At 65.7% G+C, this 12,413-nt stretch carries 10 protein-coding genes; all 10 read left to right on the top strand.

Going from position 1 to position 12,413, the window contains the following annotated elements:
• Positions 1-51: 51 nt before the first annotated feature.
• The 10 genes from mdh to ACLIMP_RS14615 all read left to right on the top strand — a co-directional run bounded on the left by mdh (position 52) and on the right by ACLIMP_RS14615 (position 12,409).
• Positions 52-1,014: a malate dehydrogenase gene (gene mdh / locus ACLIMP_RS14570; protein WP_185996889.1), complete on the top strand. Its 963-nt coding sequence runs from the start codon at positions 52-54 to the stop codon at positions 1,012-1,014.
• A gap of 167 nt (positions 1,015-1,181) precedes the next feature.
• Positions 1,182-2,072 (top strand): succinate--CoA ligase subunit alpha, encoded by an 891-nt coding sequence (gene sucD / locus ACLIMP_RS14575; protein ID WP_132261868.1) that lies wholly within the window; start codon positions 1,182-1,184, stop codon positions 2,070-2,072.
• A 181-nt stretch (positions 2,073-2,253) separates the two neighbouring features.
• Entirely contained in the window at positions 2,254-5,103 is a 2,850-nt protein-coding gene (locus tag ACLIMP_RS14580; RefSeq protein ID WP_324696379.1) for a 2-oxoglutarate dehydrogenase E1 component, read from the top strand.
• Between the two features lie 8 nt (positions 5,104-5,111).
• Positions 5,112-6,347, top strand: a complete 1,236-nt coding sequence (odhB, locus tag ACLIMP_RS14585) for a 2-oxoglutarate dehydrogenase complex dihydrolipoyllysine-residue succinyltransferase (RefSeq protein ID WP_185996887.1) — start codon at positions 5,112-5,114, stop codon at positions 6,345-6,347.
• A gap of 119 nt (positions 6,348-6,466) precedes the next feature.
• The gene (gene lpdA, locus ACLIMP_RS14590; protein WP_324696381.1) at positions 6,467-7,864 is read left to right on the top strand and encodes a dihydrolipoyl dehydrogenase; all 1,398 of its coding nucleotides are present in this window, start codon (positions 6,467-6,469) and stop codon (positions 7,862-7,864) included.
• A 99-nt stretch (positions 7,865-7,963) separates the two neighbouring features.
• Positions 7,964-8,389 carry a VOC family protein gene (locus ACLIMP_RS14595; protein ID WP_054435831.1) on the top strand — a complete coding sequence of 142 codons (426 nt, stop codon included), beginning with the start codon at positions 7,964-7,966 and terminating at the stop codon, positions 8,387-8,389.
• Positions 8,390-8,534: 145 nt separating this feature from the next.
• Positions 8,535-8,981: a hypothetical protein gene (locus ACLIMP_RS14600; RefSeq protein WP_324696383.1), complete on the top strand. Its 447-nt coding sequence runs from the start codon at positions 8,535-8,537 to the stop codon at positions 8,979-8,981.
• 19 nt (positions 8,982-9,000) lie between these two features.
• Positions 9,001-9,756, top strand: a complete 756-nt coding sequence (locus tag ACLIMP_RS14605) for a TorF family putative porin (protein WP_132469617.1) — start codon at positions 9,001-9,003, stop codon at positions 9,754-9,756.
• 66 nt (positions 9,757-9,822) lie between these two features.
• Complete coding sequence (locus ACLIMP_RS14610; RefSeq protein WP_231635653.1) at positions 9,823-11,331, top strand: DUF4403 family protein; 1,509 nt, start codon at positions 9,823-9,825, stop codon at positions 11,329-11,331.
• 136 nt (positions 11,332-11,467) lie between these two features.
• The gene (locus ACLIMP_RS14615) at positions 11,468-12,409 is read left to right on the top strand and encodes a quinone oxidoreductase family protein (RefSeq protein WP_082370186.1); all 942 of its coding nucleotides are present in this window, start codon (positions 11,468-11,470) and stop codon (positions 12,407-12,409) included.
• Positions 12,410-12,413: the final 4 nt, after the last annotated feature.

Below are 12,413 nucleotides of genomic sequence, written 5' to 3' on the forward strand. Positions count from 1 at the left end.
GGCCGCCTTTTCGTCCGTCGATCCCGCCTCTGGGAAGGACAAGCAAGCATCATGGCTCGTAAGAAGATTGCCCTCATCGGCGCCGGCAACATCGGCGGCACCCTCGCGCACCTCGCCGCGCAGAAGGAACTGGGCGACATCGTCCTCTTCGACGTCGCAGAAGGCCTGCCGCAGGGCAAGGCGCTCGACCTGTCGCAGTGCGGTCCCGTCGAGGGCTTCGACGCCAAGATCACCGGCACCAACGACTATGCCGACATTGCCGGCGCCGACGTCATCATCGTCACCGCCGGTGTCGCCCGCAAGCCGGGCATGAGCCGCGACGACCTGCTGGGCATCAACCTCAAGGTGATGAAGGCAGTCGGCGAAGGCATCGCCGCCAACGCACCCGACGCTTTCGTGATCTGCATCACCAACCCGCTCGACGCGATGGTCTGGGCGCTGCGCGAATTCTCGGGCCTGCCCCACAACAAGGTCGTCGGCATGGCCGGCGTGCTGGACTCGGCCCGCTTCTCGACCTTCCTGGCCTGGGAATTCGGCGTTTCGGTCCGCGACGTGACCTCGTTCGTGCTCGGCGGCCACGGCGACACCATGGTGCCGGTGGTCGAATACTCGACCGTCAAGGGCATCCCGGTTCCCGACCTCATCAAGATGGGCAAGACCACCCAGGAGCGCATCGACGCCATCGTCAAGCGCACCGCCAACGGCGGCGGCGAAGTGGTGGCCCTGCTGAAGACCGGCTCGGCCTTCTACGCTCCCGCCGCTTCGGCGATCGCCATGGCTGAATCGTACCTGGGCGACCAGAAGCGCGTCCTGCCCTGTGCCGCGCACCTCGAAGGCCAGTACGGCGTCGACGGCCTCTATGTCGGCGTGCCCGTCGTGATCGGCGCCGATGGCGTCGAGCAGGTCATCGAGATCGAGCTGAACGAGAAGGCGAAGGCCGGTCTCCAGGTCTCGATCGACGCGGTCAAGGAACTGCTGGTCGCCTGCAAGGCGATCGACGGCTCGCTGGCCTGATCCGTTTGACCGGCCCGGCCCGCCCGGCAAAGTGCCGGAGCGGGCCGGGCTCGGCTTACTGGCCCGTTGATTTTACGACTTGGACGGTTGCACTTCGCGGAATTTGCGCCATGGCGCTTCCCAAGCCGGAATCGGCCTACACCAGGAACAGGAATTAGGATTCCCCTATGTCCATTCTCGTCAACAAGAACACCAAGGTCATTACCCAGGGTATGACCGGTGCCACCGGCACCTTCCACACCGAGCAGGCGCTCGCCTATGGCACCCAGATGGTTGCCGGCGTGACTCCGGGCAAGGGCGGCACGACCCACATCGGTCTGCCGAACTACAACACCGTCGCCGAAGCCAAGGCCGCGACCGGTGCGACCGCCACCTGCATCTACGTTCCGCCGCCGTTCGCCGCCGACTCGATCCTCGAGGCGATCGACGCCGAGATGGAACTGATCGTCGCGATCACCGAGGGTATCCCGGTTCTCGACATGGTCCGCGTGAAGCGCGCCCTTTCGGGCTCGAAGTCGCGCCTGATCGGTCCGAACTGCCCCGGCGTCCTGACCCCCGGCGAATGCAAGATCGGCATCATGCCCGGCAGCATCTTCTCCAAGGGTTCGGTCGGCGTCGTCTCGCGCTCGGGCACGCTCACCTATGAAGCCGTGTTCCAGACCACCAACGCGGGCCTGGGCCAGACCACCGCTGTCGGCATCGGCGGCGACCCGGTCAACGGCACCAACTTCATCGACGTGCTGGAACTGTTCCTGGCCGACGACGAGACCAAGTCGATCATCATGATCGGCGAAATCGGCGGCAGCGCCGAAGAAGAAGCGGCCCAGTTCCTCAAGGACGAAGCCAAGCGCGGCCGCAAGAAGCCCATGGCGGGCTTCATCGCCGGACGCACGGCGCCTCCGGGCCGCCGCATGGGCCACGCCGGCGCGATCGTGTCGGGCGGCCAGGGCGGCGCCGAGGACAAGATCGCGGCGATGGAAGAAGCGGGCATCCGCGTCTCCGCCTCGCCGTCGCTTCTGGGTGAAACCCTTGTGGAAGTCCTCAAGGAACTCGCCTGACACTATCCCCGCGGGCGGCGCGTGTCTTCGGACCCGCGCCGCCACGGGACCCACGAGCGATCCGGCACGTTTGAGATGCCGGACGCGATGCGGACGAAGAGGCCCCCACCATCGGGACCATCGTCCTAGAACGAGTTTGGTAGCGCCGGCCGTTTTCCGGCGCGACAAAAGGTGACACCCGATGGGCGACGAAAGTTTCGACTTCACCCCCGATGATGCCCTCGACGGCCCGCAGGCCGGCCCGAGCTGGCAGCGCAAGAACTGGCCGCTCGTAGGAGCGGAATTCGAGGACGACCTGACCCAGGGCCTCGACCCCAGCGCGCTCAAGGTCCAGATCGAGAAGGCAGCGGCAAAGGGCGGCCAGAAGGTCGACCAGTCCCGCATAGACGAAGCCGCGGCCGACGCAATCCGCGCCATGATGCTGATCCGCACATATCGCGTGCGCGGTCACCTGGCAGCCGATCTCGACCCGCTCGGCCTCAACCAGCGCCAGCTTCCCGCTGACCTCACGCCCGAATACCACGGCTTCGTAGGCGCCGCGCAGGACCGTCCGGTCTACGTCGGCGGCGCGCTCGGCCTCGAATGGACGACCGTTCGCGAGATCGTGCAGATCCTGCGCGCGAACTATTGCGGCAAGGTCGGCCTCGAATACATGCACATCGCCGATGTCGAGGAACGCCGTTTCCTCCAGGAGCGGATGGAAGGCGCGAACAAGGAAATCGAGTTCACCGCCGAAGGCAAGAAGGCAATCCTTCAGGCCGTCGTCCGCGGCGAGCAGTACGAGAAGTTCCTCGGCAAGAAGTACGTCGGCACCAAGCGCTTCGGCCTTGACGGCGGCGAAGCCATGATCCCGGCGCTCGAAGCCGTGATCAAGTACGGCGGCGCGCTGGGCGTGAAGGAAATCGTGTACGGCATGGCCCACCGCGGCCGCCTGAACGTTCTCGCCAACGTGCTTGCCAAGCCCTACAAGGTCATCTTCCACGAATTCTCGGGCGGCACCGCCAACCCGGAAGACGTGGGCGGCTCGGGCGACGTGAAGTACCACCTCGGCACTTCGGCCGACCGTGAGTTCGACGGCATCAAGGTCCACATGAGCCTGATGCCCAACCCGTCGCACCTCGAAACGGTCGACCCGGTCGTGCTGGGCAAGGTCCGCGCCTACCAGACCATCGCCGACGACATCGGCGACGACATCGGCCCCGGCGCCAAGCACAAGCAGGTGCTGCCGGTCCTGATCCACGGTGACGCGGCCTTCGCCGGCCAGGGCATCATCTGGGAGTGCTTCGGCCTCTCGGGCGTGAAGGGCTACAACACCGGCGGTTGCATCCACTTCATCATCAACAACCAGATCGGCTTCACGACGAGCCCGCAGTTCGCGCGCAACTCGCCGTACCCGTCCGACGTGGCGAAGGGCGTCCAGGCCCCGATCCTGCACGTCAACGGCGACGATCCGGCTGCGGTGACGTTCGCGTGCAAGCTGGCGATCGACTATCGCCAGACCTTCGGCCGCGACATCGTGATCGACATGTGGTGCTATCGCCGCTTCGGCCACAACGAAGGCGACGAGCCCGGCTTCACGCAGCCGCTGATGTACCAGAAGATCCGCCAGCATCCGCCGGTCAGCCAGATCTATGGCGACCGTCTGAAGCAGGACGGCGTCATCGACGACACCTTCCTGGCGAAGACCGAAGCGGACTTCACCGCGCATCTCGAAGAGCAGTTCGAGGCGGCCAAGACCTACAAGGCCAACCAGGCCGACTGGTTCTCCGGCCAGTGGAGCGGCTTCCACAAGCCTGCCGATCCCGAAACCGCGCGCCGCAACGTCGACACCACGATCGAGACCAAGCTGTTCGACAGCCTCGGCCGTACCCTGACCACCGTTCCCGAAGGCCTGACCGTCCACAAGACGCTGGCCCGCGTGCTGGCGGCCAAGGAAGAGATGTTCAAGTCGGGCGACGGCTTCGACTGGGCCACGGCGGAAGCTCTCGCTTTCGGCAGCCTCGTCACCGAAGGCTACAACGTGCGCCTGTCCGGCCAGGACTGCGAACGCGGCACCTTCTCGCAGCGTCACTCCGTCTGGGTCGACCAGAAGGACGAGCACAAGTACACGCCGCTCACCACCCTGCCCCACGGCCGCTTCGAGGTCCTGAACTCGACGCTTTCGGAATATGGCGTGCTCGGCTTCGAGTACGGCTTCGCCAGCGCCGACCCGAAGACGCTGGTGCTCTGGGAAGCCCAGTTCGGTGACTTCGCCAACGGTGCGCAGATCATCATCGACCAGTACGTCGCCTCGGCGGAGTCCAAGTGGCTGCGCGCCAACGGCCTCGTCATGCTGCTGCCCCACGGCTACGAAGGCCAGGGTCCGGAGCACTCGTCGGCCCGTCTGGAACGTTACCTGCAGCTCTGCGCACAGGACAACATCCAGGTCTGCAACATCACGACGCCCGCGAACTACTTCCACGTTCTGCGCCGTCAGATGCACCGTCCGTTCCGCAAGCCGCTGATCATCATGACCCCGAAGTCGCTGCTTCGCCACCCGCTGGCAAAGTCGCAGGCCTCGGAGTTCACCACCGGCACCTTCTCGCGCATCCTCTCCGACCCCAGGGCTTCGGAAGATGCGGCCACCAAGAAGGTCATCCTGTGCTCGGGCAAGGTCTTCTACGACCTGCTCGAAGCCCGCGATGCCGCCGAGATCGACGACACCCAGATCATCCGCATCGAGCAGCTCTATCCCTTCCCGGGCGAGCCGCTGGCAAAGCGCCTGGCGCGCATGCCGAACCTCGAAGAGGTCGTCTGGTGCCAGGAAGAACCGCAGAACAACGGTTCCTGGTTCTTCGTCGAATCGCAGATCGAGGCTGCCGCCAAGGAAGCCGGCGTCGCCCAGCCGCGTCCGCGCTATGCCGGTCGCAATGCCTCGGCCTCGCCTGCCACCGGTCTCGCCAAGCGCCACGTTGCCGAACAGGCTGCGCTGGTCGCCGATGCGCTGCATCTTTCCGTTCGTTCCGAACTCCGTCGCAAGCAGAAGGCTTGAGATAAATCATGACCACCGAAGTCAAGGTCCCCGTCCTCGGGGAATCCGTCGCCGAAGCCACCATCGGCCAGTGGCTGAAGCAGCCCGGCGAAGCCGTTGCCGCTGACGAGCCCATTGCCAGCCTCGAGACCGACAAGGTCGCGATCGACGTCATGGCGCCCCACGCGGGCGTCATGGGCCAGCAGATCGCCAAGGAAGGCGACACCGTCGTCGTCGGCGCGCTGATCGCCACGATCGAGGAAGGCACCGGCGCCGCCGCCGCTCCCAAGGCTGCCGCAGCACCGGCCGCCGCCGCTCCGGCTCCGGCCCCCGCGGCTGCCGCCGTCGCCCCGGCCGCGGCTGCTGCCGCCGACGAAGGTTCGGCCGGTTCCTCGGTCCTGTCGCCGGCCGTCCGCCGCGCGATCCTGGAACACGGCATCGACCCGGCCACCATCAAGGGCACCGGCAAGGACGGCCGCATCACCAAGGACGACGTCCTTGAAGCCGCCAAGAACAAGCCCGCCTCGGCGCCTGTCGCCGCTTCGGCCGCCGCCGCTCCGGCTGCGCGCAACGAAGAACGCGTCAAGATGACGCGCCTGCGCCAGACCATCGCCAAGCGCCTGAAGTCCGCGCAGGACAACGCCGCGCTTCTCACCACCTTCAACGACGTCGACATGTCGGCCGTCATCGAGGCGCGCGAGAAGTACAAGGACGTGTTCCAGAAGAAGCACGGCATCAAGCTCGGCTTCATGTCGTTCTTCGCCAAGGCTTCGGTCCTGGCGCTGAAGGACATCCCGGCGGTCAACGCCCAGATCGACGGCGACCAGATCGTCTATCACGACTACGTCGACATCTCGATCGCCGTCTCGGCCCCGAACGGCCTCGTCGTTCCGGTCGTGAAGGACTGCGACAAGCTCGGCTTCGCCGGCATCGAGAAGGCGATCGCGAACTTCGGCAAGAAGGCCAAGGAAGGCACGCTGACCATGGCCGACATGGCCGGCGGCACCTTCACGATCTCCAACGGCGGCGTGTTCGGCGGCCTGATGTCGACCCCGATCATCAACCCTCCGCAGTCGGCCGTGCTCGGCCTGCACCGCATCGAGGATCGCCCGGTCGTCCGTAACGGCGAGATCGTGATCCGCCCGATGATGTACATCGCGCTGTCCTACGATCACCGCCTGATCGACGGCCGTGAAGCGGTCACCGCGCTCAAGACGATCAAGGAAGCGATCGAGGATCCCACCCGTCTCCTCATCGACCTCTGAGTTGCAGACCCCGCCCGTCCTGAAAAACATCTGGCCGGGCGGGGTTTTCACTTGAGTTGAAATGACTATTTTCCGCTCGTGCCCAAAGTGCGAAGCACGAGCGTACGGAGGCCTGAACAATGGCTGATTACGATTACGACGTCCTTGTCATCGGTGCCGGCCCTGGCGGCTATGTCGCTGCGATCCGCGCCGCACAGCTCGGTCTGAAGACCGCCTGCGCCGAAGGTCGCGAGACGCTGGGCGGTACCTGCCTCAACGTCGGCTGCATCCCCTCCAAGGCCCTGCTCCACGCATCGGAATACTTCGAGGCGGCCAAGGGCGGCGCGATGGCGGCGATGGGCATCAAGGTGACCCCCGAGCTCGACCTCGACACCATGCAGGGCCAGCGCAAGGACGCCGTGAAGGGCCTGACCGGCGGCATCGAATTCCTGTTCAAGAAGAACAAGATCGACTGGCTGAAGGGCTACGCCCAGTTCAAGGACGCGCACAGCGTGGAAGTCGCGGGCAAGACCGTGACCGCCAAGAACATCGTGATCGCCACCGGTTCCTCGGTCACCCCGCTTCCCGGCGTCGAGATCAACAATGCCGGCGGCGTGGTGGTTGATTCCACCGGCGCGCTGGAGCTGGCCTCCGTTCCCAAGAAGATGGTCGTCATCGGCGGCGGCGTGATCGGTCTCGAACTCGGTTCGGTCTGGCGCCGTCTCGGCGCGGAAGTCACCGTCGTCGAATACCTCGACCAGCTCCTGCCCGGCATGGACGGCGAAGTGCGCCGTGAAGCCGGCAAGATCTTCAAGAAGCAGGGCATGGTCCTGAAGCTCGGCACCAAGGTCACCGGCGTGACCGTGGAAGGCAAGACCGCCAAGGTCACTGTCGAACCCGCCAAGGGCGGTGACGCGGAAGTGATCGAGGCCGACGTCGTGCTGGTTTCGATCGGTCGCCGTCCCAACACCGAAGGCCTTGGCCTCGACAAGATCGGCATCGAACTGAACGCACGCGCTCAGATCGAAACCGACCACGACTTCGCCACCAAGGTGGACGGCGTCTGGGCCATCGGCGACGTGATCCCCGGCCCGATGCTCGCGCATAAGGCCGAGGACGAAGGCATTGCCGTGGCCGAGAACATCGCGGGCCTGACCGGCATCGTGAACCATGACGTGATCCCGGGCGTGGTCTACACCCAGCCGGAATTCGCGGGCGTCGGCCTCACCGAGGAAGCCGCCAAGGAACGCGGCGCGATCAAGGTCGGCAAGTTCCCGATGCTCGCCAACTCGCGCGCCAAGACCAACCACGAGCCGGACGGCTTCGTGAAGGTGATCGCCGATGCCGAGACCGACCGCGTGCTCGGCGTGTGGTGCATCGCCTCGGTGGCAGGCACGATGATCGGCCAGGCCGCGCAGGCCATGGAATTCGGCGCGACCTCGGAAGACATCGCCTACACCTGCCACGCGCACCCGACCCATTCGGAAGCGATCAAGGAAGCGGCCATGGCCGTGCTGGGCAAGCCGATCCACATCTGATCGGCTCCTTCTTCGAAGGCCAGGCGAAAGCCGGCGGTGCGAAAGCATCGCCGGCTTTTCCATTTGGGGCGCGCGCGCATTCCCGCTACCTCTCGCCCCATGAACCTGCGCCCCTTCCACCTCGCCTTTCCCGTCCACGATCTCGACGCCGCCCGGGCATTCTGGGGCGGGGTCATGGGATGCCGGGAAGGACGCAGCAGTGCATCGTGGATCGACTTCGACTTCCATGGCCACCAGATCGTCGCCCATCACGTGCCGGACATGGCGCGCGGCGATGCCGGATCCAATCCGGTCGATGGACACGGCGTGCCGGTGCCGCATTTCGGGATCGTGCTGGCGATGGAGGACTGGCAGGCTCTCGCCGCGCGTCTGCGCGACGCCGGGATGGCGTTCGGCATCGAACCCTATATCCGCTTTGCCGGACAGCCGGGCGAACAGGCCACGATGTTCTTCCGCGATCCTTCCGGCAATGCCATCGAGATGAAGGCTTTCGCCGATCTTGGCCAGCTCTTCGCCCGAAACTGAACCGCGTGTCGCGAATTCGGCCGCCCGGAAAGACAATGAAATTCAAGATCGGGAAACGAACGGGACAATAGCCGCTGCTATCGAGGATGCCCAAACAATAAGCATTTAATGCCTATTATTTAGGCAAAGATGAGAGGGTGATCACTTGAGCTTCCTGGTTCTCGCCGCAACCGCAGCCATCTCCGCCTCCGCAGTTCCCCGCGCGGCTCCGGCCCATTCGCTCGAGGTCCAGCATCGCGGCGCGGCCTACACGGTCGATTACGTCACCCGGATCGAGACCCGCGCCAAGGCCATCGGCATCTCCCCCCCGGCCCGCACCAGCAGCCGGCGCTGCATCCTTACCGCGCAAGTCTCGGTCGAGCGGCGCATTCAGCCTGCGGGCGGCGCCAGGGCCATCGCCACCGTGCTTCCCGGCACGAGGACCTTCACGCAGAGCCAACCCGGAGACTGCCGCCGCGACGACCGGCAGAGGGGCGAATTCGTGGCGGGCAAGGCCGATGCGATTTCGGATCACGTCCGCGAACTGGCATCCGCCGACCACCACGATACATTGGCCGCAATCGACGCCGCACGCGATTTCGCCGCGAACTGAACCGCGCTAGAGCGTCGGGATGACCAGATACGCTTTCCCGGCGGCCCTCGTGGCCGCCGCAATCGTCTTTCCCGCCCACAGCCAGGCCCAGTCCGCCGCCGCCAGCGTCTCGCTGGAGGCCACCAGCGACTTGCGCGCACGCGGGCTGAGCTGGAGCGGCGGCCGCGCGGCCATGGCGGTGGATGCCAGCCTGCCCTTGTCCTCCGATGTCTCGATCGATCTCGGCGCCGCCAGCCTGCGGGACAGCGCAAGACACGGCGACGCCGACATAGGCCTCACCCTGTCTCCGGAATTGACGCTCTACTCCGGCGGCGGATGGACGCTTTCCGCGGCAGCCACCGGCCATGTCTTCGTCGGCGCCTCGGGCCTGAGCTACGGCGAACTCGGCACGCGCCTCTCCCGCACGATCGGCCCCGCCCGTCTCGACCTCGGCGCCAGCTTCGCGCCTTCGCAGAAGGCGATCGGCGGCAGCGATCTCTACCTTGAAGCCAATGCTGCCGTCGGCATTCCCGGCACCGCGCTCACCGTCTATGGTGGGGGCGGCTACAGCACCGGCTCCACCCGGAATTCCGCTCTTGCCGCCATGCGCGTCCAGCGCCTGCGCCCGGACGGCAGTTACTGGGACCATTATCTCGGCGTCGAACAGCAGATGGACCGGCTCGCGCTGGGCCTGCGATATACCGGGACATCGATCGGGGACGACCTGGCCCCCGGCCGCTATCGCGACCGCCACACAGGCTCCAGGATTGCGGCTTACCTGCGTTTCACACCGTGATTGGAACTGCCGCAATTCTCGCGTATTGTCCTGTGCGGAGGGGACAATTTCCGGGACATTCGCGCAATGAGGACAGGAAAGGTCCGTGCGGCGGGCCACTGCGCCATGGGAGCGACGACGCTCGCGCTTTGCCTCGCGCTCGCGCTCGCGGGGTGTAAGCGCCGGGCCGATGAAGGGCCGCCGCCCCGCGCCACCGACGCCATTCGCATGGAACCGCAGGCATCGCTCGTCACCGTCCCCATCCATGCCGACGTAAGCGAACTCGCCCGGGCGCTGGAGCGGGAGATTCCCCGCCGGCTCTGGTCGATCGACAGGCCGGACAGCACTTGCGTTCCGTCAAGGAAGGTCAAGGTGGCTTTCGTCAAGCTCAAGACCCCGGACATCAAGTGCCGCATCATCGGCGAAGTCACGCGCGGTCCGGTAAGCTTCACCGGCAAGGGCCGCGACATCGTGCTGACCATGCCGCTGCACGCCGTCGTCCGCGCCGAGGATATCGCCGGCGTCCTCAAGCGGGAAACCGCAACGGCAGATGCCACGGCCCGCGCCACGATCCGCCTCACGCTCGCGCAGGACTGGACCCCGCGCGGCACGGTGGACATCCGCTATAGCTGGACCGAGCATCCCCATCTCGATTTCCTCGGCCAGCGCATAGACCTCACCGAACCGGCGGACCGCAAGCTCGCCCCGGTGATCGCCCGGCTTGAAACAACTCTCCCCGGGCAGCTTGCCCGCCTGGAACTGAGACCGCAGATCGAAAGGGCCTGGGCCTCCGCCTTCACCTCGCTCGCCCTGAATGAGAGGAACCCGCCTGTCTGGATGCGGATCACGCCGCAGGAATTGCAGTACGGCGGGTACGAACTGGATGGACATCGGCTGGTCCTGCGGCTGGGCCTCAAGGCGCTCACCGAAACCTTCGTTGGCCACCGTCCGCCCGATCCGCCCGCCGCGCCCCTGCCCCCGCTGCGCCCGATGACAGCGGAAGCCGGCCGGCTGGCTTTCTTCATCCCGGTGATCGCCGATTATCGCGAGCTTGAGCCGGTCCTGATGCGCGCGCTCGTCAAGCGGTCGCAGCGGCCGTTCGCGGTTCCGCACATCGGCCCGGTAATGGCCACCTTCCACAAGGCGACCATCTACGGAACCACCGGCGGCAGAATCGCGGTAGGTATAAACTTCACGGCCCGCGGCGTAGCCGAACGGTTGAAGGCGGCACATGGAACGGTCTGGATCACCGCAACCCCGGTAAATGCCGCTAATTCGCGCAAGGTGGACTTCGCCGATTTCCATGTCGGCGGCACGACGGACGCGGTGGGCGGCGATATCCTGCTGGCCCTTGCCAATACGCCCGGCGTGTCCAGCACGCTCTCCGCGGCGCTCGGGCAGAATTTCGAGAACGACTACCGGGACCTCCTCGGCAAGATCGCGCGCGCCATCGACGACAAGCGGGAAGGCGAATTCGTGATCCGGGCCGAAGTCACCGAAACGCACACAGGGACCATCAAGGCCAGCGGACGCGGGCTCTACCTGCCGGTTCGCGCCGGTGGAAAAACGTCGATCACACTGAGAGATAAGCCATAATGGCAGCAGTTTACCCGCAGGAGTGCCTTGACGTGCAATCGATTTTATACAGTGTTGTCCAACAAGATCGAATTCAATCCAGAGACGCGGGGATCGTTTGAAGGCTGTTTTTCACTCCGGGCCCGGAGCACGTCCCATGCTGACTTTTGGCGATGCACCTGAACCGGATGTAGCGGCAGACATGGTGCTTATCCGTGTCGAGCTGGCTTCCATCGAAGCCATCGATCTGGTGAAGCTGGCGCTCTATCAAAGCGGCCTTGCGGAGATCCCCCCTTCGGGCATTGCCGGTAGCCAGGCCTGCGGCATCGTCATCGCCACCGGCGCGAAAGTAACCCGGTTCCGCATCGGCGACCGGGTTGTGGCCTGCCACGGCTGGGGCAGCCATGCCGAACTGTTCGCCGCGCCGGAAGCTTCCACCTGGCCCCTGCCCCAGGGCATCGATCCGGGCTTCGGGACGGCCGCGCCTTTCACGCTGGCCGCCGCGCAGGGGACGCTTTTCGCACGGGGCCAGCTGCAACCCGGCGAAGTCCTGCTCATCAATCACATCACCAGCAGTCTCGGTATCGTCGCGCTGCAACTCGCCGCCGAAACGGGCGCCACCGTCATCGGAATATCCCGAGATCCGGCGCGCGGCGCCAGGCTGAGGGAACTCGGCCTCCATCACGCCCTCTACCCCGAACAGGACGACGTGATGGCCGCATGTCTGGAACTGACCGGTGGCAAGGGCGTCGATTTCGTGTTCGACGTCAGCGCCGGTGAAAGGTCCACGCAGCTTGCCCGTCTCGTTGCACCGGGCGGACGCTACGCCGCGATCTCAGCCGCCGGAAACGGTCTGGCCTCGATCGGATATGGCAAGGAAGGCGCAGGCGGCCCCACGATCAGGCGCTTCGCCATCGCGCCCGCCGGCCCGCTGGGCGAGCCCGATATCCACGACGAAGTCACGCGCCTGCTGGCCCGCGTAAGCCAGGGCGGCATCCAGCTTCCCATCGAGCACGAGTTCGCCTTGTGCGAGGCCGCCGAAGCCTACGAATTCATCCTCAGCGGCCAGCCCTTCGGCCATGTGGTTATGCGGCCCTGACCGG

This window comes from Novosphingobium aeonii, assembly GCF_052279045.1.
In the GTDB taxonomy this organism is placed as follows: Bacteria; Pseudomonadota; Alphaproteobacteria; order Sphingomonadales; family Sphingomonadaceae; genus Novosphingobium.

Bases quoted from the DNA above. Each gene is read 5' to 3' on its own strand.
- ACLIMP_RS14615 (WP_082370186.1), top strand. From the start codon at position 11,468: ATGCTGACTTTTGGCGATGCACCTGAACCGGATGTAGCGGCAGACATG.
- mdh (WP_185996889.1), top strand. From the start codon at position 52: ATGGCTCGTAAGAAGATTGCCCTCATCGGCGCCGGCAACATCGGCGGC.
- ACLIMP_RS14610 (WP_231635653.1), top strand. From the start codon at position 9,823: ATGAGGACAGGAAAGGTCCGTGCGGCGGGCCACTGCGCCATGGGAGCG.
- ACLIMP_RS14595 (WP_054435831.1), top strand. From the start codon at position 7,964: ATGAACCTGCGCCCCTTCCACCTCGCCTTTCCCGTCCACGATCTCGAC.
- ACLIMP_RS14605 (WP_132469617.1), top strand. From the start codon at position 9,001: ATGACCAGATACGCTTTCCCGGCGGCCCTCGTGGCCGCCGCAATCGTC.
- ACLIMP_RS14580 (WP_324696379.1), top strand. From the start codon at position 2,254: ATGGGCGACGAAAGTTTCGACTTCACCCCCGATGATGCCCTCGACGGC.
- sucD (WP_132261868.1), top strand. From the start codon at position 1,182: ATGTCCATTCTCGTCAACAAGAACACCAAGGTCATTACCCAGGGTATG.
- lpdA (WP_324696381.1), top strand. From the start codon at position 6,467: ATGGCTGATTACGATTACGACGTCCTTGTCATCGGTGCCGGCCCTGGC.
- odhB (WP_185996887.1), top strand. From the start codon at position 5,112: ATGACCACCGAAGTCAAGGTCCCCGTCCTCGGGGAATCCGTCGCCGAA.